Here is a 22,379-nt window from a genome sequence, read left to right as displayed (position 1 = left end):
TGACATGACGACCAGGCCGGTGCGTATCGGTATCATCGGAGCCGGTTTTTCGGCGCACTTCCACCTTGCCAGCTACCGCAAGGTCTATGGCGAGGCGTTCGAGGTGGCGGCGATCGCCGGGCGCGATCCGGCGAAGGCGGCGGCGCTCGCTGCCCAGTTCGGCATCCCCCGCCAATATGCCAGCGCGGACGAACTGCTCGCCGACCCGGCGATCGACATCGTCGACCTGTGCGTGCCCAACAACCTGCACGTGCCGCTGGTCCTGCAGGCGGCGGAGCGCGGCAAGCACGTGATCTGCGAAAAGCCGCTCGGCGGCTTCTTCGGCCCGGACGGCGCCGGCGCGGACTGGACGGCGGACGGCTATTCGCGCGCGGCGATGCTCGACGCGGTGACGGAACAGACCCGCGCGGTCGAGGAGGCGGTCGCTCGCGCCGGCATCACCTTCTGCTACGCGGAAAACTGGGTCTACGCCCCGCCGATCGTCAAGCTGAACCGGCTGATGGCGGCCAGCGGATCGACGCTGCTGCGCATCCAGGGCGAGGAATCGCACTCCGGCTCGCACGCCGCCTATTCGCGGCGCTGGCGGACGGCGGGCGGCGGCTCGCTGCTCCGGCTCTGCGCCCACCCGATCGGCGCCGCCCTCCACCTGAAGCACGAGGAAGGCCGCCGCCGCGACGGCAAGCCGATCCGCCCGGTCTCGGTCAGCGCCCAGGTGGCGAAGCTGACCGCGATCCCGTCGTTCGAGGCGGAGGCGCGCAAGCACATCGTCACCGGCTGGGAAGATGTGGAGGACTGGGCGACGATCACCCTCGCCTTCGAGGACGGCTCGGTCGCCCAGCTCACCTCCACCGACACCCGGATGGGCGGCATCCGCAACTATATCGCCGCCCACGGCTCGAAGGCGGTGGTGACGGCGAACATCAATCCCAACACCACCTGCCAGGCCTACACCCCCGACGGCGCCTATTTCGACAGCGAGTATCTGGTCGAAAAGACCGAGACGAAGGAAGGCTGGTCCTTCCCCGCGCCGGACGAGGACATGGTAACCGGATACCCGGACGAACTGCGCGACTTCATCGGCGCCGTCGCCAACAACCGCGCCCCGCGCAGCGACCTGCTGCTGGCGATGGACGTCATGCTGGTCATCTACGCCGGCTATCTCAGCGCCGCCGAACGCCGCGTCGTCGACGTGCTTCCCTATCTGCAACGCTGACATTCACCCGATAACCTATCTGAAAGGCCGTCCCCATGAACCGTCGCGACCTGCTCAAATATTCCGCCCTCGCCCCCCTCGCCGCCACCGGCCTCAGCCCGCTGATCGCCGCCAACAAGAAACCCCGCCGCTGGGGTCTCCAGGGCGGGACGATCATCAAGGCGCTGGAAGCGGATTTCGAAGGCACGCTGCGCGAAGTCGCGGCGATGGGCTACAAGGAAATCGGCACCACCGGCAGCTTCGGCCGCGACCCGGCCTATGTCCGTTCGGTCCTCGACCGCTACGGCCTGACCTCACCGAACAACCACGTCGCGCCCAACCCCACCTACAAGGCCTTCGCCAACTGGGTGACGCGGGCCGCGCCCGACAATGACGTGATGACCTTCTACGCCAACACCTTCTCGCTGAAGAACGCCCGCGCCGCGTTCGAGGACGGGATCGAGACGTCGAAGATCCTCGGCCAGACCTACGTGATGTGGGCGATCCTGCTCGACGGCCAGATCGCCGACCGCCCGACCATCGACGCCTATATCAAGCTGTTCAACGAGATCGGCGACATGTGCGCGAAGGAAGGCAAGATCTTCGCCTTCCACAACCATGCTCGCGAATTCGCCAAGGTCGGCAACGACGTGATCCTCGACCTGTTCCTGCAGAACACCGACCCGGACAAGGTCAAGTTCGAGCTGGACTTCTACTGGACGACCAAGGCCGGCGCCGACCCGATCGCCTATCTGGAGCGTTACGCCGGCCGCACCAAGCTCTGCCACCTGAAGGACATCACCGCCGATGGTGATTTCGCTCCCGTAGGCCAGGGCACACTCGACGTCCCGGCGCTGATCAAGACCTGCGACGACGCCGGCATCGACCATATCCTGGTCGAGATCGATCGTGCGGACGATCCGATGGCGGCGATCCGTACCTCGATCGATTATCTCCACCGCACCATCGGCTGATCCGCCGCCGTTCCTTCCTGCCTGAAAGGCCGTCCCCATGAACCGCCGCGACCTGCTGAAATACTCGGCCCTCGCCCCCCTCGCCGCCACCGGCCTCAGCCCGCTGATCGCCGCCAACAAGAAACCCCGCCGCTGGGGCCTCCAGGGCGGGACGATCATCAAGGCGCTGGAGACGGACTTCGAAGGCACGCTGCGTGAAGTCGCGGCGATGGGCTACAAGGAAATCGGCACCACCGGCAGCTTCGGCCGCGACCCGGCCTATGTCCGGTCTGTCCTCGACCGCTACGGCCTGACCTCACCGAACAACCACGTCTCGCCCACCAACCCCACCTATAAGTCGTTTGCCGGCTGGGTGAAGCGAGAGGTCGACACCGCCGTCAACCGGCAGGTCTACGCCGACACCTTCTCGCTGAAAAACGCCCGCGCCGCGTTCGAGGATGGGATCGAAACGTCGAAGATCCTCGGCCAGACCTATGTGATGTGGGCGATCCTGCTCGACGGTCAGCTGGCCGACAGGCCGACGATCGACGCCTATATCAAGCTGTTCAACGAGCTTGGCGACATGTGCGCCAAGGAGGGCAAGGTCTTCGCCTTCCACAACCACGACCGGGAATTCGCCAAGGTCGGCAACGACGTTATCCTCGACCTGTTCCTGCAGAACACCGACCCCGACAAGGTCAAGTTCGAGCTCGATTTCTACTGGACGACCAAGGCCGGCGCCGATCCGATCGCCTATCTGGAGCGTTACGCCGGCCGCACCAAGCTGTGCCACCTGAAGGACATCACCGCCGATGGTGATTTCGCTCCCGTAGGCCAGGGCACGCTCGACGTCCCGGCGCTGATCAAGACCTGCGACGACGCCGGCATCGACCATATCCTGGTCGAGATCGATCGTGCGGACGATCCGATGGCGGCGATCCGCACATCGATCGATTATCTCCACCGCACCATCGGCTGACGCCGGCTCAGGGGAAGCGCAGCGACGGGCTGCTGCCGCCCAACGCCGGCGCATGGTCGCCGGGCGCGATCGCGTGGCAGGCGTCGTAGGCGCCGGGCACCAGGTCCAGCGCCAGCTCTTCCGACGCGCCGGCTTCCGACGTGTAATAGCCGAAGATCGTCAGCGCCTTCATCTGCGCGACGAACGGCCCGTCCGCCGGCACCACCAGCTCCTTCGGCGCGGGCTTCGCTTCCTTCTCGGCGATCATCGTCAACACGCGCAGCTTTTCCGGCGCCGGCAATTCCACATAACCCTTGCCGGCGATCCGCCGCACATCCGCATCGAACCGCTTCATGCCCGCCAGGAAGCGGGTCCGCTCTTCCGGGTGAAGCCAGGTGTCGACCATCTTCTCGATGAACGCGACGACGCCGGCGGCTTCGGCCCCGGCGGTGTCGGTCGCCGGGATGATGGTTTCCGCCACCGCGCCGAGCAGCACCTTCTGCGCCGCGCCGATCCCCTCATCCCCGTCGCGCGGCGTGCAGCCGCCAACCAGCACCGACGCAATGCCGCCCAGCCCGAGCGCGGTGAAAGCCGTCACCATGTCGCGACGGGTGAGCGTGACGCCTTCGCCCGCTGCTATCGAATCCGTCATCACAACGCCCCCTGCTTCATCCGGGTCAGCGCATAGTCGGCCGCGCGCGCGGTCAGCGCCATATAGGTCAGCGACGGGTTCTGGCAGGGCGAGGACGACATGCAGGCGCCGTCGGTGACGAACAGGTTCGGCACGTCATGCGTCTGGTTGAACCGGTTGAGCACCGATCCCGCCGGGTCATGGCCCATCGGCGCGCCACCCATCTCGTGATTGGTCTCGCCGCCCGGCTTGATCTCGTTGATCTTGTCGATGCGGACGGCGCCGGCGGAACGGAGCATCGCTTCGCCCTCGGCCAGAATGTCGTCGACCATCCGTCGCTCATTATCTGACCAGGTATGGCGCACGCGCAATTGCGGCAGGCCCCATTTGTCCGTTTGTTTCGGGTCGAGCGAAACCTGATTGCGGGGATTGGGCAGCGGCTCCGCCATTCCGGCCAACATCAATTGCCACGGCCCCGGCTTGCGCAGCGCCCGCTTCAATTCGGCACCGAATAGCGGCAGGTCGACCCCGCGCGTCCACAACGCGCGTGAGGCACCGCCCTGGAAGCCGTAGCCGCGCAGGAAATCGGCATCTTTTGCACCGACGTTGCGGAAGCGCGGGATATAGATACCCGCCGGCCGGTTGCCGACTGGCTGAAAGCCGTCATACCCGTCGAAAGTTCCGGTCACCACCGGCCCCTTCATCGTGTCCATGATGCCGTGGCCCAGCACGCCGCTGCTGTTCGCCAGTCCGCGCGGAAACGCCTCGCTCACCGAATTGAGCAGCACGTGCAGCGTGCCCAGCGTCGATGCATTGACGAAGATCAGCCGGGCTGTGAACGTCCGCCGCTCGCCGGTCTTGCTGTCGATCGTCCGCACGCCGGTGGCCCGCTTGCTCTTCGGGTCATAGTCGATGCCGGCGACGATCGTGTCGTTGAGCAGGGTCAGCCGGCCGGTCGCCTCGGCCGCCGGCAGCGTCGAACTCTGGGTGCTGAAGAAAGAACCGGTCGAGCAGCCATGGTGGCACGGCCCGCAGAAATGGCATTTGGCGCGCCCGCCATGGTCCTCGCTCAACACCGCGGTACGCGCATGGATCAGCCGGCGGTCGGGGAAATTGGCCTTGATCGCCTTGCTGGCATGCTCCTCGATACAGTTCATCGCGAATGGCGGCAGAAACACACCATCGGGCAGACTGTCGATCCCGTCCCTGTTGCCGCTGACGCCGATGAACCGTTCGACATAATCGTACCATCGGGCGATGTCGGCATAGCGGATCGGCCAGTCGACCCCATGGCCGTCCAGGCGGTTCTCACTGAAATTCAGCTCGCTCAGCCGCATCGCCACCCGCCCCCAGATCAGCGAGCGGCCGCCGGTCTGCTGGCCGCGCAGCCAGGAAAAGGCCGATCCCGGCTCGACCTGATAAGGGTGGTCGCGGTCGTTCGCATAGAATTGGGCGCTCGCCTCGTCGAACGAGCGGCTGCGGCTCTGGACCGGGTAGTCGCGCTCTATTCGCCGGCGGTCGCCCAGGCCGCGGAACGGCATTTCCCACGGCGGCACATGTTCGTAGGTATAGTCCTCGCCGTGGCGGACGTTGCGGCCGCGTTCGATCATCAGCACCCTGGCGCCGCCCTCTGTCAGCTCCTTGGCCGCCCAGCCGCCGGAGATGCCCGATCCGACGACGATCGCGTCGAACATGGTTGCGTCGCTCAAGCCTACCTCCCGCTGCGCCTATCCGCCGCGATATTGCGCTGGCGCCAGATGGAACCTTGTGTATCACACGCGGCCTTGTCAATATTGGTCAGTCTACAATGTCATGCCGATTTTGCAAATTTGGCCTGACTCTTTCATCTCGCATCTTGCGTTCGGCGCACGATCGGAAAACATCTGCTGCGACCGGCGTCGATCGCCGTCATTCGGGGAGAACAAGTATGAACACAGCCACCGGCAGCCCGGTCTCGGAACGCCACGCCTGGTATGTCGTCTGGCTGTGCATGGTCGCCTATATCTTCTCGTTCATCGACCGGCAGATCCTGGCGCTGCTGATCGGGCCGATCCAGGCAGACCTCGGCATTACCGACACCCAGTTTGGCCTGCTCCACGGCCTCGCCTTCTCGATCTTCTACGCAACGATGGGCATCCCGATCGCCACCTTGTCGGACCGGACGTCGCGGCCGCTGATCATCGCCGCCGGCGTCGCCTTCTGGAGTCTGGCGACGGCGGCCTGCGGACTGGCGCGCAGCTTCACCCAGATGTTCATCGCCCGCATCTGCGTCGGCGCGGGGGAAGCGGCGCTGTCGCCGGCGACCTATTCGCTGATCAGTGACCTGATGCCGCGCGAAAAGCTGGGCCGCGCCGTCGCGCTCTATTCCCTTGGCTCGTTCCTTGGCGCCGGCATCGCCTTCCTCGTCGGCGGATCGGTGATCGCGATGGTCAGCGGCGACGGGCCGAGGATGATCGCGGGCATGGAATTCAAGCCGTGGCAGCTCGTTTTCCTGATTGTCGGCCTGCCCGGCCTGTTGCTCGCGCTGGTAATCGGTTTGACCGTGCGCGAACCGGCCGGCGGGCGGCGGACGGTGGAACCCTCCCCACCCTTTTCCGCCGTGTTGCGCTTCCTGTCGGCGGAACGTGGTATCTTCCTGCCGCATTTCGCGGGCTTTACCCTGGCGGCGATGGCGTTGTTCACCCTGCTCGGCTGGTCGCCGGCCTATCTGATGCGCAGTTTCGGGCTAAGCCCGGCCAGCTGCGGCCTCTACCTCGGCATCATCGCGATCATCGGCGGCGGCGGTGGCGTGCTGACCAGCGGCTGGCTGAACGACCGGTTGAACCGCGCCGGGCATAGCGACGCCCCGTTCCGGGCGGGCATGGTCGGCATCGGCGGCGTCATCATCCCCACCGCACTGCTGCCGTTCGCGCCGTCACTTCCGGTCGCTCTCGGCCTGTTGCTCGTCGCGCAGTTCTTCGCGTCCTTCCCGATGCCGCCGTCGGCCGCAGTGATGCAGATCGTGCCGCCGCCGCTGATGCGGTCGCGCGTCTCGGCGCTGTTCCTGTGCGTCAACTCCCTGCTCGGCCTTGCGGTCGGCTCGGCGCTGGTCGGCCTGCTCAACGACAAGGTATTCGGCTCTCAGGCGGCGATCGGATCGTCGATCGCGCTGGTTACGGCCGGTGCCGGCATCTTCGGGCTGTTGCTGCTCAGCCTGGGCATGGCGCCGATGCGGCGGTTCATGGCGCGCGAGGCCGCCTGATTCAGGCCGCCGGCGCCGGCGGCCGGGCGAAGCACATGGCGACGAAGGTGACGAGGCATACCGCCGCCAGGTAGAGCGCGACCGGCACCGCCGACTGGTAGTAGGCGAACAGCGCCGTCGCGATCATCGGCGCAACGCCGACGATCAGCGACGATACCTCGTGCGCCATCGCCAACCCCGAATAGCGCACCTCGGTGCTGAACATCTCGCTGAACAGCGCCGGCTGCACCCCGACCATCGCCGCGTGGCAGATGCCATTGCCGACGACCAGCGCCGTGATCATCAGCACCGGGTCGCCGGAACCGATCATCAGGAAGAACGGGTAGCCGAACAGCGCCATGGAAATTGCGCCGAACATGTAGACCGGCCGCCGTCCCAGCCGGTCGGACAGCGCACCGAACACCGGCATCATCACGCTGTCAGCCAGCATCGCCAACGCCACGCCCAGCAACATTACGTCGGTCGGCGCCCCCCTCGCCTTGGCATAGAATAGCGAGAAAGTGATCAGCAGGTGCGACCCGCAATTCTCCGCCAGCCGCGCGCCGATGCCGACCAGCATCTCGCGAGGGTGCCGGCGCAGCAACGTCACGAACGGCATCGCCGCCGTCTGTTCGGTGCGCGCGACTTCGCCGAACTCGGCGCTCTCGTTGACCCGGTAGCGAATGAACACGCCGACGGAAAAGATGACGATGCTGATCAGGAACGGCACGCGCCAGCCCCAGGAAATGAAGGCTTCGTGCGGCAATTGCTGCGCGGCGAAAAACGCCAGGGAAGACAGCACGAATCCCATACCGACGCCGACCTGGCTCCATGCGCCGAAAAAGCCGCGGCGGTGCGCGGGCGCGTTCTCCGTAATCATCAGCACGCCGCCGCCCCATTCGCCGCCGGCCGCGATCCCCTGCAGGACACGCAGGATCAGCAGCGCCGCCGGCGCGAACAGCCCGATCTGTTCATAGGTCGGCAGCAGCCCGATCAGGAAAGTCGCGATCCCCATGATCGACAGGGTCCAGATCAGTGATGCCTTGCGCCCGTGCCGGTCGCCGACATGGCCGAAGATGAACCCGCCGAGCGGCCGCGCCGCGAAACCGACGGCGAAACTGGCGAACGCCGCCAGCGTGCTGGCCAGCGAATCACCCACCGGAAAGAACAACTGACCGAAAATCAGCGCTGCAGCGGTACCATACAGAAAGAAATCATACCATTCCAGCGTGTTGCCGACAACAGAGGCCAGAACAGCCCGGCGCAACTGCACTTTCGAATCGATCGCGACCGCCATCACCTCCCCTTTACCGGCATCATCAATTTGTTTTAGTTTTCAACTTATCGCCCGCGCAGAGCCGGGCGTGGCCTTACCTCTTTGGCAAGACCAATATCGTCTTCCATCGCTCAGCGCCAGTCGATCCGCCGCCAGCCGCGCGCGGCGGCCAGGCGGCGCAGCCGGTCATGGGCGTTGACCGCGAATGCCTCGTCGGCCCAGGCCAGCGCCGGCTCATCCGACGCATGGTCGGAATAGAACCGGATCGTCGCTTCGTCGCGGGCGATGCCCTGCCCGGCCATCCACGCCTGGATCATCCGCAGCTTGGCCGGTCCGTAGCAATTTTCGCCGTCGATCATTGCGCTGACCCTGGAATCGAGGCCGATCATGCTGTCGGTGGCGATCACCGCGTCGAAGCCGAGCCGACGGGCGATCGCCTCGACGTAATGGCGGTTGGACGCGGTGGCGAGGACAAGGCGATAGCCGTCGGCCCGGTCGGCGGCGAGCCGTTCCAGCGCCTGCGGGTAGATGTTGGTCGCCAGCGTCTGTTCGGCGAAACCGTCGGCGAGCGGCGCCAGTTTCGTCGGCGCGATATGCGGTCCAAGCAGCCAGCGCTGGCTCAGTTCCTTCAGCCGCCCCCGGTCGATCCGCTTCAGCGCATAGGCGGCGAGCGCCGCGCCGACGACGGGCAGGAACACCACCCGCCACGGCGCCAGCCGTCGCACCGCATGGGACAGGAACGGGTTGAACGTCGCCCGCCGCGTCAGTGTCTTGTCCATGTCGTAAATGGCGAGGCGGATCATCAACGGCTCTCGGTGGTTTATGTGCGGGGCGCGTCCACGGCCCGGCGGGGTCAAGCCGTTTCTAACCTTTTGTTCGCTTGCCGATCCAGCGAATATGCCGCAGGAGCAACCTTATGGCTGCCACCGCCGACTTCACGGAGGACCAGCAGAACGGGGAGCGCACACTGCGTTTCACCGGCTCGCTGACCGTGGCGGCGCTCGGCGACCTGCCCGAACGCATCCGCCAGGTGCCCGGCCCGCTGGCCCGGCTGGACCTGTCGCAGGTCGAACGCATGGACACGATCGGCGCCTGGGTCATCCACCGGCTGGCCGCCGACCATGCCGCGACGATCACCGGCGCGAACGATCAGGCGAGCAAGCTGATCGGGCAGGTCGACCGCGCGGACCAGCCGGTTCGCATGCGCCCGGACCGGACGCCGACGCTGTTCAAGGTTTTGAACGAGATCGGCGCCGCCACCGCCACCGCCGGGCGGACGATGCTGGGCCTGCTCGGCTTCTTCGGGGCGCTGGTCGTCTCGATCGGCCATGTCATGGCGCATCCGTCCCGCTTCCGCATCAACGCGGTGATCCAGCGCTTCGAGGTCGTCGGCGTCTCCGCCCTCGGCATCATCGGACTGATGAGCTTTCTGATCGGTATCGTCATCGCCCAGCAGGGCGCCGTCCAGCTCCGCCAGTTCGGGGCGGAGATCTACACGATCAATCTGGTCGGGCGGCTGACGCTGCGCGAACTGGGCGTGCTGATGACCGCGATCATGATCGCCGGCCGTTCCGGCTCCGCCTTCGCCGCCCAGCTCGGCACGATGAAGCTGACCGAGGAAATCGACGCGATGCGGACGATCGGCGTGTCGCCGATGGAGGCGCTGGTTCTGCCGCGCACCCTTGCTTCGGTGGTGATGATGCCGCTGCTCGGTTTCTACGCGTCTATCGTCGCGATGATCGGCGGCGGCATATTATGCTGGGCGGCGCTCGACATTCCGCCCGTCACCTTCATCCAGCGCATCCGCGAGGTGACGCCGATTACCGACCTCTATGTCGGGCTGATCAAGGCGCCGGTGTTCGGCTTCATCATCGCGCTGTCCGGCTGCTACCAGGGCATGCAGGTCAAAGCGGACGCGGAGGAGGTCGGTCTCCGCACCACCGCCGCCGTCGTTCAGGCGATCTTCCTCGTCATCGTCCTCGACGCCTTCTTCGCCGTGTTCTTCACCTGGGTCGGCTGGACATGAGCCCGGTTCTTCCCGACGACGCGGACGTCGTCATCCGCGTCCGCGGCCTGAAGACGGCGTTCGGCGAACAGGTCGTCCACGAGGCGCTCGACCTCGACGTCCGCCGTGGCGAGGTTCTCGGCGTCGTCGGCGGCTCCGGTACCGGCAAGTCGGTACTGATGCGCGCGATCATCGGCCTGCAAACCCCGGTCGAGGGATCGGTGGAAGTGTTCGGCGAATCGATGGTCGGCCGTGACGTGACCGATGCGCTCGACATCCGCAAACGCTGGGGCATTCTGTTTCAGGGCGGCGCGCTGTTTTCCACCCTGACCGTGGCCGAAAACATCCAGGTGCCGTTGCGCGAATATTATCCGGATATCCGCCCGCCGCTGCTCGACGAGATCGCCGCCTACAAGGTGGTGATGGCCGGCCTGCCCGCCGATGCCGGCCCGAAATACCCGGCGGAACTGTCCGGCGGCATGACCAAGCGGGCCGCGCTGGCGCGGGCGCTGGCGCTCGACCCGGACCTGGTGTTCCTCGACGAGCCGACCGCCGGGCTGGACCCGATCAGCGCCGCCAATTTCGACACGTTGACCCGCGAATTGCAGCAGACGATGGGGCTGACCGTCTTTCTCATCACCCACGACCTCGATACGCTCTACGCGCTGTGTGACCGTGTGGCGGTGCTTGCCGACCGCAAGGTGATCGCGGTTGGAACGATCGACGAGCTGCTCGCATTGGACCATCCGTGGATACAGGAATATTTCAACGGCCCGCGCGGGCGGACGGCGATGAAGTCCGCCCGGCCGGCGACGACGGACAGGACATGAGGCGCTGATGGAAACCCGTTCGAACCATGTTCTCGTCGGCGTCGCGGTGCTGGCATTGCTTGCCGCGCTGCTCGTCTTCACCGTCTGGCTTGCCCGCGTCTCCGGCGGGTCGGAAAAGGAATATGACGTGTTCTTCAAGCAGGCGGTCGACGGCATCGCCAAGGGTTCATCGGTCACGTTTTCCGGGGTGCCGTCCGGCCAGGTCAAGGAAATCGCGCTATGGCGCAATGACCCGCAATTCGTCCGCGTCCGCATATCGGTGAAGGAGGAAACGCCGATCCTGCAGGGCACGACCGCGACGATCGAAGGGGTCGGCTTCACCGGTGTCTCGCAGATCCAGCTCGACGGCGCGATCAAGGGCGCGCCGCCGATCACCGACCTCGGCCCCGGCGGCGTCCCGGTCATCCCGACCAAGCCGGGCGCACTCGGCGAATTGCTAAACAGCGCGCCGAAGCTGCTGGAACGGCTGACGACGCTGACCGAGCGGCTGACCGAACTGCTCGGCGACAAGAATCAGGCGTCGATCGCCGGCATCCTCGCCAATGTCGAGCGGCTGTCCGACGCGCTGGCCGATCGCGGGCCGGAAATCGCCGCCACCCTCGCCCAGACCCGCATCGCCATCCAGCAGGCGGGTGACGCGGCAGAGGAGATCGGCAAGCTGGCTGGCACCTCCAACGCGCTGATCGCCAACGATGCGAAGCCGCTGCTCGCCGAACTGCGCCGCACGGTAAAGGCCGCCGGGCAAAGCATGGAAACGCTCGACACGACGATCAAGCAGGCGCAGCCCGGCGTTCGCGCCTTCTCCAACCAGACGATCCCGGAGGCGGGGCTGCTGATCCGCGACCTGCGCGAAATGGCGGAATCGCTGAACGCGGTCGCCGAACGGGTCAATCACGGCGGTGCCGGTTCGCTGGTCGGCAGCCGCAAGCTCCCCGATTACAAGGGACCAAAGAAATGAAACCTTCGCTCCCCGCCCTGCTGCTCCTCAGCCTTCCGCTCGCCGGCTGCATCAGCCTGGGCAGCGAGCCGCCAAAGGAATTGCTGACGCTGACCGCCAGCGCCAGCCCGGAGGCCGGCCGCACCCTGACCGCGAAATCGGGCGAGACGATCACCATCCTCACCCCGGCCCTGCCGCAGGCGCTGGCGACCGGGCGCATCCCGGTCCAGTCCGGCGCCACCGCCATCGCCTTCGTCAAGGACGCGCAATGGGTGGAGGCACCGAACCGGCTGTTCCAGCGCCTGCTGTCCGACACGATCGAGGCGCGTAGTGGCCGCAGCGTGCTCAGCCCGCGCCAGTTCGCGCTCGATCCCGGCATCCGCGTTTCGGGCGAGCTCAGCCGTTTCGACGTCGACGAGGGCAGCCGAACCGTAATTGTCCGCTACGAAGCCAGCATCGCCCGCGACGACAGCGTCGAAACCCGCCGCTTCGAAGCGCGCGCGCCGGTTGCCGCGATCGAGGCGCGCTCGGTCAGCGCCGCTCTCAATCAGGCGGCGAACCAGGTCGCCGCCGAGGCGTCTGACTGGATCACCGGCGCCACCCCGGCACAATAGACCGCTTCGTCATTGCGCGACGCGTAGCGCCGCGTGCGCCCTATTCGTGGGCCAGCAGATAATCGACAATCAGGTCGGCCGCCGCTTCGGCGCTCATCCCGGTCGTGTCGATGCGGATGTCCGGCGCCTCCGGCGGCTCATAGGGCGAATCGATGCCGGTGAAGTTCTTAAGCTGGCCGCTGCGCGCCTTGGCGTAGAGGCCCTTCACGTCGCGCTTTTCCGCTTCGGCCAGCGGCGTATCGACGTGCACTTCAATGAAGCTGCCCGGCGCCATCATGTCGCGCACCATCTGCCGCTCAGCACGGAACGGGCTGATGAACGCGGTGATGACGATCAGCCCGGCGTCGGTCATCAGCTTGGCGACCTCGCCGACCCGGCGGATATTCTCGATCCGGTCGGCATCGGTGAAGCCCAGATCGCGGTTGAGCCCGTGGCGGACATTGTCGCCGTCCAGCAAAAAGGCATGGCGGTTCATCCGCGTCAGCTTGCGATCGACAAGATTGGCGATCGTCGACTTGCCGGCGCCGCTCAGCCCCGTCAGCCACAGCACGCTTGCCTTCTGGTTCTTCAGCGCGGCGCGCCGTTCGCGGGTGACGTCGATCGCCTGCCAATGGACGTTCTGACTACGCCTCAGCGCGAAATGCAGCATGCCGGCCGCGACCGTGGCGTTGGTCAGCTTGTCGATCAGGATGAAACCGCCCAGCGCCCGGCTGTCCCTGTAGGGCGCGAATACGATCGGCCGGTCGGTCGACAGATTGGCGACACCGATCGCGTTCAGCTCCAGCGTCTTTGCCGCCAGATGCTCCAGCGTGTTGACGTTGATCTGGTATTTGGGCGGCTGGACGGTGGCGGTCACCGTCTGAGTCCCCAGCTTCAGCCAGTAAGGCCGGCCGGGCAGCAGCGCATCGTCGGCCATCCAGACGATCGTCGCCTCGAACTGGTCGGCCACCTCCGGCGGCGCGGCGGCGGCAGCGATCACGTCGCCGCGTGAACAGTCGATCTCGTCAGCCAGCGTCAGTGTCACGGACTGGCCTGCGCCCGCTTCCGGCAGGTCACCATCCAGCGTGACGATCCGCGCCACCGTCGATGTCCGGCCGGACGGCAACACCCGCACCGCGTCGCCGGGCTTGACGGTGCCGCCGGCGATCAGCCCGGCGAAGCCGCGAAAGTCCAGGTTCGGCCGGCTGACCCATTGCACCGGCAGTCGGAGCGGCCCGGCGCGGTCAGCCTCGGCATCGACCGGCACAGTCTCCAGATGGTCGACCAGCGTTGGCCCGTCATACCAGGGCGTCGCCGCTGAACGGGCCGCGATATTGTCGCCGGCCAGCCCCGAAATCGGGATCGCGACAAAATCGGCGATACCGATCCCGGCGGCAAAGGCGCGGTAATCGGCGACGATCGCGTCGAACACCGCCCGGTCATAACCGACCAGATCCATCTTGTTGACCGCCAGCACGACGGACCGGATACCGATCAACTGGGCCAGATAGCTGTGCCGCCGCGTCTGGGTCAGCACGCCCTTGCGCGCATCGATCAGGATCACCGCCAGGTCGGCGGTGGAGGCGCCCGTCACCATATTACGCGTATATTGTTCGTGCCCCGGCGTATCAGCGACGATGAATTTGCGCTTCGGCGTCGCGAAGAAGCGGTAGGCGACGTCGATGGTGATGCCCTGCTCGCGCTCCGCCGCCAGCCCGTCGACGAGCAGCGCGAAATCGATTGCCTGCCCCTGCGTGCCGACCCGCTTGCTGTCCGCCTCCAGCGCCGAAAGCTGATCCTCGAAGATCTGCTTGCTGTCGTAGAGCAGCCGGCCGATCAGCGTCGACTTGCCATCGTCCACGCTGCCGCAGGTGATGAAGCGCAGCAGCGTCTTGTTGCGGTGCGCCTCCAGATAGGCGTCGATGTCCGCGGCAATCAGCGCGTCGGGCGCGTAGGGGCTGTCCTGCTGCGCGGCCATCAGAAATAGCCCTCCTGCTTCTTTTTCTCCATGCTCGCGTCGCCGGCGTCGCGGTCGATCGCCCGCCCCTGTCGTTCGCTGGTCGTCGCCAGCAGCATTTCCTGGATGACGGCGGGCAGCGTCGCCGCCTCGCTCTCGACCGCGCCGGTCAGCGGATAGCAACCGAGGGTGCGGAAGCGGATCGATCGCTCAACCGGCGCCTCCCCCGGTTCGAAGCGGAACCGGTCATCGTCGACCATCAGGATCAACCCGTCGCGTACCACCGTCGGGCGCGGCGCGGCGAAATAGAGGGGGACGATCTCGATCCCTTCGCGGTGGATATATTGCCAGATGTCCAGCTCGGTCCAGTTGGAGATCGGGAATACCCGGATGCTCTCGCCCTTGGCCTTGCGCGCGTTGTAGAGGTTCCATAGCTCCGGTCGCTGCGCTTTCGGATCCCAGCGGTGGTTTGCCGTGCGGAACGAGAAGATCCGCTCCTTCGCCCGGCTTTTCTCCTCGTCACGCCGCGCGCCGCCGAAGGCGATGTCGAAACCGTGCTTGTCCAGCGCCTGCTTCAGCCCTTCCGTTTTCCACATGTCCGTATGAAGCGGTCCGTGGTCAAATGGGTTGATGCCCCGCGCCTCCGCCTCCGGGTTGCGGTGGACGATCAACTCCATCCCCGCCTCGGCCGCTGCCTTGTCGCGCAGCGCGTACATCGCCCGGAATTTCCAGGTCGTGTCGACGTGCAGCAGCGGGAACGGCGGCGGGCCGGGGAAAAACGCCTTGCGCGCCAGATGCAGCATCACCGCCGAATCCTTGCCGATGCTGTAGAGCATCACCGGGCGTTCGGCCTCCGCCGCCACCTCGCGCAGGATATGGATCGATTCGGCTTCCAGCCGCTCAAGATGGGTCAGGCTCATATCCCCCCGCTACACGCCCCGGCGCCGGCTGGAGAGCAAGTTTTTCTGAACCCGTGACAAACAGGCAAGCGCCGAGGCACGCCGCCATGAAAAAGCCGCGCGGTCCACTGGGGACCGCGCGGCCATTTTCATCCGGAACGATCGGTCGATCAGGCGTCGGTTGCCGCCTCGCCTTCCGGTTCGGCGCCTTCGGCCGCGGCCTCCGGTTCGCCGGCGATCGTGCCCGGTTCGGCATTCGGATCAAAGGCTTCGGTGAAACCGCTCTGATCCTTTTCGAACATCTCGGCCATCACGTCGACGCCCTGCGCCTGCAGGTCCGCCTCTTCCGGCGAGCGGGCGACGTTGACCTGAACCGACACCGCCACTTCCGGGTGGAGGACGACGCGGACCGTGGTCACGCCGATCGCCTTGATCGGGCGGTCGAGGACGATCTGGTTCTTGGCGATCTTCTTGCCGTCGGCGACCAGCGCCTCGGCAATGTCGCGCACCGAAACCGAACCGTAGAGCTGGCCGGTGTTCGACGCCTGACGGATCAGCGTCACCGACGCGCCGTCCACATGCTTCGAATCGGCCTCGGCGGTGGTCCGCCGCGCGGCGTTATCGGCCTCGATCTGGGTACGATTGGCTTCAAAAACCTTGCGGTTGGCTTCGTTGGCGCGCAGCGCCTTCTTGCGCGGCAACAGATAGTTGCGCGCGAAACCGGCCTTGACGTTGACGACATCGCCAATCGCGCCAAGCTTGTCGACGCGCTCGAGCAGAATGACTTCCATCTCCGGCCCTCCTTATTTCACGATGTAGGGGAGAAGCCCGATATGCCGGGCGCGCTTGATCGCCTTGGCGAGCTCGCGCTGCTTCTTGGCCGACACCGCGGTGATGCGGGACGGAACGATCTTGCCGCGCTCGGACACGAAGCCCTGAAGCAGACGGACATCCTTATAGTCGATTCTGGGCGCGTCCTTCGCGGAGAAGGGGCAGCTCTTGCGACGGCGGAAAAACGGGCGTGCCATGTGTCTCTACTCCCTCAGGCGTCGTCGCGGTCACGGCGGGGGCGATCGCCCCGGTCGCCACGGTCGCCGCGGCGGCTGTCGCGGTCGCTCTTGCGCATCATCACCGACGGGCCTGCCTCATGCGCGTCGACGCGGATCGTCATGTAACGGATGACGTCCTCGTTGATCGCGGTCTGCCGCTCCAGCTCGGCGACAACGCCGGCGGGGGCGTCGATGTCGAGCATCACGTAATGCGCCTTGCGGTTGCGGGCGATGCGATAGGCAAGGCCGCGCAGGCCCCACGTCTCGACCTTCAGCACCTTGCCGGCATTATCCTCGACGATCTTGGTGGCGGCTTCCGCCAGCGCGTCGACCTGGGCCTGGGCCAGGTCCTGCCGCGCGAGAAACACATGCTCGTAAAGAGCCATGCTCGCATATTCCCTATCTTGGCCGATCGCTGACGCCGTGACCATCACGGGCGCCCCTCCGGCTGTCGTTCAAAACAATCGGGGCGGGAAAGCAGCGCCTCCCGCCCGGACCCGGCGCCAATGGCCGAAACCGCTCGCGAATGCAAGGGAAAGATCGGGCGCCAGCCATCGTTGGCGCCCTGTGTTACCGCACGAATTGCGCGACCAGCTTTGCCTCTTCCTCACACCCGGTAGGGCGCGGTGTCGCCGGGTCGGCACGCAGCGCGTCCATTTCTGCTCGCGCGGCGGCCAGATCCGCCTGAAAGGCCGGCTGCGTCGCCACCGCGGTCAGCGTCGCGGCGGACGTCACCCGCCCCGCCTCGACCGCGCTCGCATTGTGGACGCCGCAAATGATCCGGCTTTCGCCGTAGGCGCGACCGCGCGCCATGATCGGCGTCGCCCGGTCGGGCGCCAGTTGTGCGAGGATCGTCGCCCAGGTCCAGCCCCAGGTCGTGTGGCCGGACGGGTAGTCGAAACTGTGTTTCAACTCCTCCGGGTTCTGGCAGGTCCGCCCTTCATCGATCAGATAAGGCCGCTGCCGCTTGTTGTGGTTCTTGGCGATACCGGCCTGGGTGGAAGTATCGACCCCGGCCTTGCCAATCAGCGCCAGCGTTTTGGGCGCGTTGTCCGGGGTCAGCGTAACGCCGACCGCGCAACTGAAATCGCGCAGCATCGCCGGTGGCGTGTAATCGACGTCGTTGGTGGCAAGCGCCCCGCGCGGCGTATCGAGCAGGGCACGGGTCTGTTTGAAGATGCGGCGATCGGCATCGTAGCGCGCATCGCCCTCTGTCGGCGCCGGCGGCAGCACCGCCAATATGTCGAAAGCGCCGGACGGCAGATAACCGGCCCGCGCCACCTGCCCGACCACCGCCGCACCGGGCAGCACCATCGCGCCAAGCACCAGAATCGTCGCAACCGGTCGTTTCATCGCTGCCTCCCTGCCTGTTTGCCGCGCCTCGCCGCCCCCGCTTCCCGGTCAGCCCCATCAGTCCGGCCTTGTCAGTCCGGGCGCCGCTTTCTACCCGGAGTGACTCCAAGCCAGAGGAATTTCAATGCGTGCTTTCATCTTTCCGGGTCAGGGCAGCCAGGCGGTCGGCATGGGCAAGGCCCTTGCCGATGCCAGCGCCGCCGCCCGCGCCGTGTTCCAGGAGGTCGACGACGCCCTCGGCCAGAATCTGTTCCGGCTGATGACGGAGGGGCCGGAGGATGCCCTGACCCTGACCGAAAACGCCCAGCCGGCGATCATGGCCAACGCCATCGCCACCCTGCGGGTGCTGGAGGAGGAAGGCGGCATCCGCCTCGCCGACAAGACGGATTTCGTCGCCGGCCATTCGCTCGGCGAATACAGCGCGCTGTGCGCCGCCGGTGCGCTTGATCTGGCGACGACCGCCCGCCTGCTACGCCTGCGCGGCCAGGCGATGCAGGCGGCGGTGCCGGTCGGCGTCGGCGGGATGGCCGCGCTGCTCGGCGCCGATCTCGACAAGGCGCAGGCGATCGCCGATGCGGCGGCGGAAGGGGAAGTCTGCTGCGTCGCCAACGACAACGATCCGTCGCAGGTGGTGATTTCCGGCCATAAGGCCGCGGTCGAGCGGGCGGTGCCGCTGGCGAAGGAGATGGGCGCGAAACGCGCCATCCTGCTGCCGGTTTCCGCGCCGTTCCATTGCCCGCTGATGCAGCCGGCGGCGGACGCGATGGCGACGGCGCTGGCCGATGTCGCACTGCGTGCCCCGCTCGTGCCGCTCTACGCCAATGTCACCGCCGCGCCGGTTGCCGACGCCGACGCGATCCGCGCGCTGCTGGTCGAACAGGTGACCGGGCTGGTCCGCTGGCGCGAATCGGTGCAGGCGATGGCAGTGGCCGGGGTCGAGCATTTCGTCGAATTCGGCGGCAAGGTGCTCGGCCCGATGGTGAAGCGCAGCGCGACAGGCGAGGTCGAAACCACCAGCATCATCACCATGGACGACATCGAAGCGCTGGCGAAGACGCTGTAAGCGACGCGGAGGAAAGGAATAAGCATGTTCGATCTTTCAGGCATGACCGCGCTGGTCACCGGCGCATCGGGCGGCATTGGCTCGGCGATCGCCACCGCCCTCGCTGCCCAGGGCGCCCGCGTCGCCCTGTCCGGCACCCGTGAGGAGGCGCTGAACACCGTCGCCGCGGGCATTGGCGGCGATCCGGTGGTTTTGCCGTGCAACCTGTCGGACGGCGCCGCCGTAGATGGACTGGTGCCGCGCGCGACAGAGGCGCTGGGCGGCACGCTCGACATTCTGGTCAACAACGCCGGAGTCACCCGCGACAATCTGATCATGCGGATGAAGGACGAGGAATGGGATCAGGTGATCCGCGTCAATCTCGAAGCGGCCTTTCGCCTCGCCCGCGCCGCCGCGCGCCCGATGATGAAGGCGCGTTTCGGCCGAATCATCTCGATCACCTCCGTCGTCGGCGCGACCGGCAACCCCGGTCAGGCCAACTATGCCGCCTCCAAGGGCGGGTTGACCGCGATGACCAAGGCGCTGGCACAGGAACTGGCGAGCCGGGGAATCACCGTGAACTGCGTGGCGCCCGGCTTCATCCATTCGGCGATGACCGACGTGCTGCCGGACGCGCAGAAACAGGCGCTGCTCGGCCGGATTCCGGCGGGGAGACTCGGCGAAGGACAGGATGTCGCCGCCGCCGTCACCTATCTTTCCAGCCGCGAAGCGGCCTATGTGACAGGCCAAACCATCCATGTTAATGGCGGCATGGCAATGCTTTGACCCGCCGGTGAATGCCGGATGAACGCAGCGGGGCTTGCCAGCGTCCTGACCCGGCACTAGGTCGACAACGACATTTCAAGCAGAAGGACTTCCCATGAGCGAGACCGCCGACCGGGTGAAGAAGATCGTCGTCGAGCATCTCGGCGTCGAAGCGGACAAGGTCACCGAGGACGCAAGCTTCATCGACGATCTGGGTGCGGACAGCCTCGACATCGTCGAACTGGTGATGGCGTTCGAGGAGGAATTCGGGGTCGAGATTCCCGATGACGCCGCCGAAAAGATCGCGACCGTCAAGGACGCGATCAACTATATCGACAGCAACAAGGGCTAAGCGCGGCGGCATCCGCCGACCGCGCGGATCGCGCTGAAACCCGCGAGAAACGGCTCCCCGACCCGGGACAACACAGGGCCGGGGAGCCGTTTCGCTTTAGGTCAAACTGGAGAGAGTGCCAGCCATGCGTCGTGTCGTCGTCACTGGACTTGGTCTCGTCACGCCGCTCGGCGCCGATGTCGAGACCGCGTGGAAGAACATCCTCGCGTCGAAATCAGGCGCGGGCACCATCACTCGTTTCGATGCCAGCGACTATGCCTGCCGCATCGCCTGCGAGGTGAAGCCCGCCGACCACCCTTATGGATTCGACCCGAATCTGCGAGTCGACCACAAGGTCCAGCGGCAGGTTGATCCGTTCATCATCTATGGCATCGACGCCGCCGGGCAGGCGATCGAAGATGCCGGGCTGACCGACATGGCGGAGGCGGACCGCCTGCGCGCCGGCTGCTCGATCGGTGCCGGTATCGGCGGCCTGCCAGGGATAGAGAGCGAATCGCTCGTCCTCGCCGAAAAAGGGCCGCGCCGTGTCTCGCCCCACTTCGTCCACGGCCGGCTGATCAACCTGATCTCCGGTCAGGTCAGCATCAAATACGGGCTGATGGGGCCGAATCACGCGGTCGTCACCGCCTGCTCGACCGGCGCCCACTCGATCGGCGACGCAGCGCGGATGATCGCGCTCGACGATGCCGACGTCATGCTCGCCGGCGGCGCGGAAGGGGCGATCTGCCCGATCGGCATCGCCGGCTTCGCCCAGGCGCGCGCCCTGTCCACCGCCTTCAACGACACGCCCGAAAAGGGCAGCCGCCCTTATGACCGCGACCGCGACGGCTTCGTCATGGGCGAAGGCGCCGGCGTCGTCGTGCTTGAGGAATATGAGCGGGCCAAGGCGCGCGGCGCGAAGATCTATGCGGAGGTGATCGGCTACGGTCTGTCGGGCGACGCCTATCACGTCACCGCTCCGCACCCGGAGGGTTCCGGCGCCTACCGGTCGATGGAAATGGCGATGCGCAAGTCCGGCCTCGCCCTGTCCGACATCGACTATATCAACGCCCACGGCACCTCGACCCCGCTCGGCGACGAGCTGGAACTGGGCGCGGTCCGCCGCCTGTTCGGCGATGCGATCGGCGGCCTGTCGATGTCGTCGACCAAATCGGCGATCGGCCATCTGCTCGGCGGCGCCGGCGCGGTCGAAACGATCTTCTGCATCCTGGCGATGCGCGATCAGATCGTCCCGCCGACGCTGAACCTCGACAATCCAAGCGAGGGCGTCGCCGGCGTCGATCTGGTGCCGCACGTCGCCAAGCAGCGGCCGGTCAAGGCAATCCTCAACAACAGCTTCGGCTTCGGCGGCACCAATGCCAGCCTGGTGCTGAAGGCGCTCTAGCGATCATCCGGGTGCCATGCGCCGCCTGATCCTGATCGCCGGCCTGCTGGCGTTGCTGGCGGGCGGCGGCATCGTCTGGCGCGGCTGGCTCGGCCCCGGTCCGTCCGTCACACCGGCGGAGGTGACAGTTGTCGAGGGCGCGCGGCTTCGCACCGCCGCCGCCGCGCTGGAAAAGGCCGGCGTCATCCGCTCCGCCGACGGCTTCTACCGGATGGCACGGCTGCTCGGCTCCAATGACCCGATTCAGGCCGGCGATTTCGCCTTCCCCGCCGGGGTCAGCGGCGCCGGCGCGCTCGACATCCTTCAGCACGGCAAGCCGGTGCTGCGGTTGATCACCATCCCCGAAGGCATGCCGTCGATCCTTGTCGCTGAACGGTTGCGCGACCAGACACTGCTGACCGGCGCGGTCGAAATTCCGGCGGAAGGCTCGATCCTGCCCGACAGCTACGCCTTCCAGCGCGGTGAGCCCCGCGCTGCGGTCATGAAGCGGATGCAGGCGGCGATGGACCGGTCGCTGAAGGAATTATGGGCCACACGCAAACCCGGCATCGCCGTGGCAACGCCGGAAGAAGCCGTCATCCTCGCCTCGATCGTCGAAAAGGAAACCGGCAAGCCGTCGGAACGGCGGATGGTCGCCGGCGTCTACACCAACCGGCTGAAACGCGGCATGCCGCTGCAGGCCGACCCGACGGTCATCTACCCGGTGACCCTCGGCCGCCCGCTCGGTCGGCGCATCCTGCGCTCGGAACTGGCGGCGAAGAACGGTTACAACACATACGCCGAACCAGGCTTGCCGAAAGGGCCGATCGCCAACCCCGGCCGCGCCTCGATCGCGGCGGTGCTCGACCCGGAACCGACCTCGGCGCTCTTCTTCGTCGCCGACGGCAGCGGCGGCCATGTCTTCGCCGACACCCTTGCCCAGCACGAGGCGAATGTCCGCAAATGGTACGCACTGCGCCGCGCCCGCGGCGAGATGTAACCGC

Annotated in this window: 23 protein-coding genes; 13 read left to right on the top strand and 10 right to left on the bottom strand. The window is 66.4% G+C overall.

Annotation, left to right across the window (positions count from 1 at the left end):
• Nucleotides 1–4 precede the first annotated feature (4 nt).
• Genes ACMT1E_RS04890 through ACMT1E_RS04880 form a run of 3 tightly spaced genes read left to right on the top strand, consistent with a single transcriptional unit; the run spans nucleotide 5 to nucleotide 3,124 of the window.
• Nucleotides 5–1,213, top strand: coding sequence for a Gfo/Idh/MocA family protein (locus ACMT1E_RS04890; protein ID WP_414902567.1), 1,209 nt, complete (start codon nucleotides 5–7; stop codon nucleotides 1,211–1,213).
• Nucleotides 1,214–1,248: 35 nt separating this feature from the next.
• Nucleotides 1,249–2,166, top strand: coding sequence for a sugar phosphate isomerase/epimerase family protein (locus ACMT1E_RS04885; RefSeq protein ID WP_414902566.1), 918 nt, complete (start codon nucleotides 1,249–1,251; stop codon nucleotides 2,164–2,166).
• Nucleotides 2,167–2,203: 37 nt separating this feature from the next.
• Nucleotides 2,204–3,124, top strand: coding sequence for a sugar phosphate isomerase/epimerase family protein (locus ACMT1E_RS04880; protein WP_414902565.1), 921 nt, complete (start codon nucleotides 2,204–2,206; stop codon nucleotides 3,122–3,124).
• Between the two features lie 7 nt (nucleotides 3,125–3,131).
• Here ACMT1E_RS04880 and ACMT1E_RS04875 read toward each other — a convergent pair whose 3' ends face one another.
• Both ACMT1E_RS04875 and ACMT1E_RS04870 read right to left on the bottom strand, forming a co-directional pair.
• A complete protein-coding gene (locus tag ACMT1E_RS04875) occupies nucleotides 3,132–3,755 on the bottom strand; it encodes a gluconate 2-dehydrogenase subunit 3 family protein (RefSeq protein ID WP_414902564.1) in 624 nt (207 codons plus the stop codon).
• Nucleotides 3,755–5,428, bottom strand: a complete 1,674-nt coding sequence (locus ACMT1E_RS04870) for a GMC oxidoreductase (protein WP_414903276.1) — start codon at nucleotides 5,426–5,428, stop codon at nucleotides 3,755–3,757. Before ACMT1E_RS04870 ends, ACMT1E_RS04875 begins: the two co-directional genes overlap by 1 nt.
• 233 nt (nucleotides 5,429–5,661) lie before the next feature.
• Between ACMT1E_RS04870 and ACMT1E_RS04865 the strand changes: the two genes are divergently transcribed.
• The gene (locus ACMT1E_RS04865) at nucleotides 5,662–6,975 is read left to right on the top strand and encodes a spinster family MFS transporter (protein ID WP_414902563.1); all 1,314 of its coding nucleotides are present in this window, start codon (nucleotides 5,662–5,664) and stop codon (nucleotides 6,973–6,975) included.
• 1 nt (nucleotide 6,976) lies between these two features.
• Here ACMT1E_RS04865 and ACMT1E_RS04860 read toward each other — a convergent pair whose 3' ends face one another.
• Together ACMT1E_RS04860 and ACMT1E_RS04855 are read right to left on the bottom strand one after the other, a co-directional pair.
• Nucleotides 6,977–8,251: an MFS transporter gene (locus tag ACMT1E_RS04860; protein ID WP_414902562.1), complete on the bottom strand. Its 1,275-nt coding sequence runs from the start codon at nucleotides 8,249–8,251 to the stop codon at nucleotides 6,977–6,979.
• A 110-nt stretch (nucleotides 8,252–8,361) separates the two neighbouring features.
• Nucleotides 8,362–9,033 carry an HAD family hydrolase gene (locus ACMT1E_RS04855; protein ID WP_414902561.1) on the bottom strand — a complete coding sequence of 224 codons (672 nt, stop codon included), beginning with the start codon at nucleotides 9,031–9,033 and terminating at the stop codon, nucleotides 8,362–8,364.
• A gap of 113 nt (nucleotides 9,034–9,146) precedes the next feature.
• On the opposite strand from ACMT1E_RS04855, the gene ACMT1E_RS04850 reads away from it, so the two are divergent.
• From ACMT1E_RS04850 to ACMT1E_RS04835, 4 genes are read left to right on the top strand one after another with little or no spacing between them, the layout of a single operon-like run.
• Nucleotides 9,147–10,256, top strand: a complete 1,110-nt coding sequence (locus ACMT1E_RS04850) for an MlaE family lipid ABC transporter permease subunit (RefSeq protein WP_414902560.1) — start codon at nucleotides 9,147–9,149, stop codon at nucleotides 10,254–10,256.
• Nucleotides 10,253–11,065, top strand: coding sequence for an ABC transporter ATP-binding protein (locus ACMT1E_RS04845; RefSeq protein ID WP_414902559.1), 813 nt, complete (start codon nucleotides 10,253–10,255; stop codon nucleotides 11,063–11,065). The genes ACMT1E_RS04850 and ACMT1E_RS04845 overlap by 4 nt, the downstream gene beginning before the upstream one ends.
• 7 nt (nucleotides 11,066–11,072) lie before the next feature.
• The gene (locus tag ACMT1E_RS04840) at nucleotides 11,073–12,023 is read left to right on the top strand and encodes an MlaD family protein (RefSeq protein WP_414902558.1); all 951 of its coding nucleotides are present in this window, start codon (nucleotides 11,073–11,075) and stop codon (nucleotides 12,021–12,023) included.
• A complete protein-coding gene (locus ACMT1E_RS04835) occupies nucleotides 12,020–12,616 on the top strand; it encodes an ABC-type transport auxiliary lipoprotein family protein (RefSeq protein WP_414902557.1) in 597 nt (198 codons plus the stop codon). Before ACMT1E_RS04840 ends, ACMT1E_RS04835 begins: the two co-directional genes overlap by 4 nt.
• A gap of 40 nt (nucleotides 12,617–12,656) precedes the next feature.
• Here ACMT1E_RS04835 and cysN read toward each other — a convergent pair whose 3' ends face one another.
• From cysN to ACMT1E_RS04805, 6 genes are all read right to left on the bottom strand, one after another.
• Nucleotides 12,657–14,573 carry a sulfate adenylyltransferase subunit CysN gene (gene cysN / locus ACMT1E_RS04830; RefSeq protein ID WP_414902556.1) on the bottom strand — a complete coding sequence of 639 codons (1,917 nt, stop codon included), beginning with the start codon at nucleotides 14,571–14,573 and terminating at the stop codon, nucleotides 12,657–12,659.
• Nucleotides 14,573–15,472 carry a sulfate adenylyltransferase subunit CysD gene (cysD, locus tag ACMT1E_RS04825; protein ID WP_414902555.1) on the bottom strand — a complete coding sequence of 300 codons (900 nt, stop codon included), beginning with the start codon at nucleotides 15,470–15,472 and terminating at the stop codon, nucleotides 14,573–14,575. The genes cysN and cysD overlap by 1 nt, the downstream gene beginning before the upstream one ends.
• 149 nt (nucleotides 15,473–15,621) lie before the next feature.
• The gene (rplI, locus tag ACMT1E_RS04820; protein ID WP_414902554.1) at nucleotides 15,622–16,242 is read right to left on the bottom strand and encodes a 50S ribosomal protein L9; all 621 of its coding nucleotides are present in this window, start codon (nucleotides 16,240–16,242) and stop codon (nucleotides 15,622–15,624) included.
• A 12-nt stretch (nucleotides 16,243–16,254) separates the two neighbouring features.
• Nucleotides 16,255–16,479: a 30S ribosomal protein S18 gene (rpsR, locus tag ACMT1E_RS04815; protein WP_010125005.1), complete on the bottom strand. Its 225-nt coding sequence runs from the start codon at nucleotides 16,477–16,479 to the stop codon at nucleotides 16,255–16,257.
• A gap of 14 nt (nucleotides 16,480–16,493) precedes the next feature.
• The gene (rpsF, locus tag ACMT1E_RS04810) at nucleotides 16,494–16,886 is read right to left on the bottom strand and encodes a 30S ribosomal protein S6 (protein ID WP_136162642.1); all 393 of its coding nucleotides are present in this window, start codon (nucleotides 16,884–16,886) and stop codon (nucleotides 16,494–16,496) included.
• 184 nt (nucleotides 16,887–17,070) lie between these two features.
• On the bottom strand, nucleotides 17,071–17,853 hold the full coding sequence (locus ACMT1E_RS04805) for an acid phosphatase (RefSeq protein WP_414902553.1): 783 nt from the start codon (nucleotides 17,851–17,853) through the stop codon (nucleotides 17,071–17,073).
• 124 nt (nucleotides 17,854–17,977) lie between these two features.
• Here ACMT1E_RS04805 and fabD point away from each other — a divergent pair, with 124 nt between their 5' ends.
• From fabD to mltG, 5 genes are all read left to right on the top strand, one after another.
• Nucleotides 17,978–18,916 (top strand): ACP S-malonyltransferase, encoded by a 939-nt coding sequence (gene fabD / locus ACMT1E_RS04800; RefSeq protein WP_414902552.1) that lies wholly within the window; start codon nucleotides 17,978–17,980, stop codon nucleotides 18,914–18,916.
• Nucleotides 18,917–18,940: 24 nt separating this feature from the next.
• Nucleotides 18,941–19,681: a 3-oxoacyl-[acyl-carrier-protein] reductase gene (gene fabG, locus ACMT1E_RS04795; RefSeq protein ID WP_414902551.1), complete on the top strand. Its 741-nt coding sequence runs from the start codon at nucleotides 18,941–18,943 to the stop codon at nucleotides 19,679–19,681.
• Nucleotides 19,682–19,775: 94 nt separating this feature from the next.
• The gene (locus ACMT1E_RS04790) at nucleotides 19,776–20,012 is read left to right on the top strand and encodes an acyl carrier protein (RefSeq protein WP_136162638.1); all 237 of its coding nucleotides are present in this window, start codon (nucleotides 19,776–19,778) and stop codon (nucleotides 20,010–20,012) included.
• Between the two features lie 124 nt (nucleotides 20,013–20,136).
• Nucleotides 20,137–21,396, top strand: a complete 1,260-nt coding sequence (fabF, locus tag ACMT1E_RS04785; RefSeq protein WP_414902550.1) for a beta-ketoacyl-ACP synthase II — start codon at nucleotides 20,137–20,139, stop codon at nucleotides 21,394–21,396.
• A gap of 16 nt (nucleotides 21,397–21,412) precedes the next feature.
• Nucleotides 21,413–22,375 carry an endolytic transglycosylase MltG gene (mltG, locus tag ACMT1E_RS04780; protein WP_414902549.1) on the top strand — a complete coding sequence of 321 codons (963 nt, stop codon included), beginning with the start codon at nucleotides 21,413–21,415 and terminating at the stop codon, nucleotides 22,373–22,375.
• Nucleotides 22,376–22,379: the final 4 nt, after the last annotated feature.

The sequence above is a fragment of the Sphingomonas flavalba genome (assembly GCF_047553045.1).
Lineage (GTDB): Bacteria > Pseudomonadota > Alphaproteobacteria > Sphingomonadales > Sphingomonadaceae > Sphingomonas_L > Sphingomonas_L flavalba_A.
Note: the sequence above shows the minus strand (reverse complement) of the source record. Positions and strands in the feature narration are given on the sequence as shown.

Coding starts and splice junctions, on each gene's coding strand:
- ACMT1E_RS04890 (WP_414902567.1), top strand. CDS start 5: ATGACGACCAGGCCGGTGCGTATCGGTATCATCGGAGCCGGTTTTTCG.
- ACMT1E_RS04885 (WP_414902566.1), top strand. CDS start 1,249: ATGAACCGTCGCGACCTGCTCAAATATTCCGCCCTCGCCCCCCTCGCC.
- ACMT1E_RS04880 (WP_414902565.1), top strand. CDS start 2,204: ATGAACCGCCGCGACCTGCTGAAATACTCGGCCCTCGCCCCCCTCGCC.
- ACMT1E_RS04875 (WP_414902564.1), bottom strand. CDS start 3,755: ATGACGGATTCGATAGCAGCGGGCGAAGGCGTCACGCTCACCCGTCGC.
- ACMT1E_RS04870 (WP_414903276.1), bottom strand. CDS start 5,428: ATGTTCGACGCGATCGTCGTCGGATCGGGCATCTCCGGCGGCTGGGCG.
- ACMT1E_RS04865 (WP_414902563.1), top strand. CDS start 5,662: ATGAACACAGCCACCGGCAGCCCGGTCTCGGAACGCCACGCCTGGTAT.
- ACMT1E_RS04860 (WP_414902562.1), bottom strand. CDS start 8,251: ATGGCGGTCGCGATCGATTCGAAAGTGCAGTTGCGCCGGGCTGTTCTG.
- ACMT1E_RS04855 (WP_414902561.1), bottom strand. CDS start 9,033: ATGATCCGCCTCGCCATTTACGACATGGACAAGACACTGACGCGGCGG.
- ACMT1E_RS04850 (WP_414902560.1), top strand. CDS start 9,147: ATGGCTGCCACCGCCGACTTCACGGAGGACCAGCAGAACGGGGAGCGC.
- ACMT1E_RS04845 (WP_414902559.1), top strand. CDS start 10,253: ATGAGCCCGGTTCTTCCCGACGACGCGGACGTCGTCATCCGCGTCCGC.
- ACMT1E_RS04840 (WP_414902558.1), top strand. CDS start 11,073: ATGGAAACCCGTTCGAACCATGTTCTCGTCGGCGTCGCGGTGCTGGCA.
- ACMT1E_RS04835 (WP_414902557.1), top strand. CDS start 12,020: ATGAAACCTTCGCTCCCCGCCCTGCTGCTCCTCAGCCTTCCGCTCGCC.
- cysN (WP_414902556.1), bottom strand. CDS start 14,573: ATGGCCGCGCAGCAGGACAGCCCCTACGCGCCCGACGCGCTGATTGCC.
- cysD (WP_414902555.1), bottom strand. CDS start 15,472: ATGAGCCTGACCCATCTTGAGCGGCTGGAAGCCGAATCGATCCATATC.
- rplI (WP_414902554.1), bottom strand. CDS start 16,242: ATGGAAGTCATTCTGCTCGAGCGCGTCGACAAGCTTGGCGCGATTGGC.
- rpsR (WP_010125005.1), bottom strand. CDS start 16,479: ATGGCACGCCCGTTTTTCCGCCGTCGCAAGAGCTGCCCCTTCTCCGCG.
- rpsF (WP_136162642.1), bottom strand. CDS start 16,886: ATGGCTCTTTACGAGCATGTGTTTCTCGCGCGGCAGGACCTGGCCCAG.
- ACMT1E_RS04805 (WP_414902553.1), bottom strand. CDS start 17,853: ATGAAACGACCGGTTGCGACGATTCTGGTGCTTGGCGCGATGGTGCTG.
- fabD (WP_414902552.1), top strand. CDS start 17,978: ATGCGTGCTTTCATCTTTCCGGGTCAGGGCAGCCAGGCGGTCGGCATG.
- fabG (WP_414902551.1), top strand. CDS start 18,941: ATGTTCGATCTTTCAGGCATGACCGCGCTGGTCACCGGCGCATCGGGC.
- ACMT1E_RS04790 (WP_136162638.1), top strand. CDS start 19,776: ATGAGCGAGACCGCCGACCGGGTGAAGAAGATCGTCGTCGAGCATCTC.
- fabF (WP_414902550.1), top strand. CDS start 20,137: ATGCGTCGTGTCGTCGTCACTGGACTTGGTCTCGTCACGCCGCTCGGC.
- mltG (WP_414902549.1), top strand. CDS start 21,413: ATGCGCCGCCTGATCCTGATCGCCGGCCTGCTGGCGTTGCTGGCGGGC.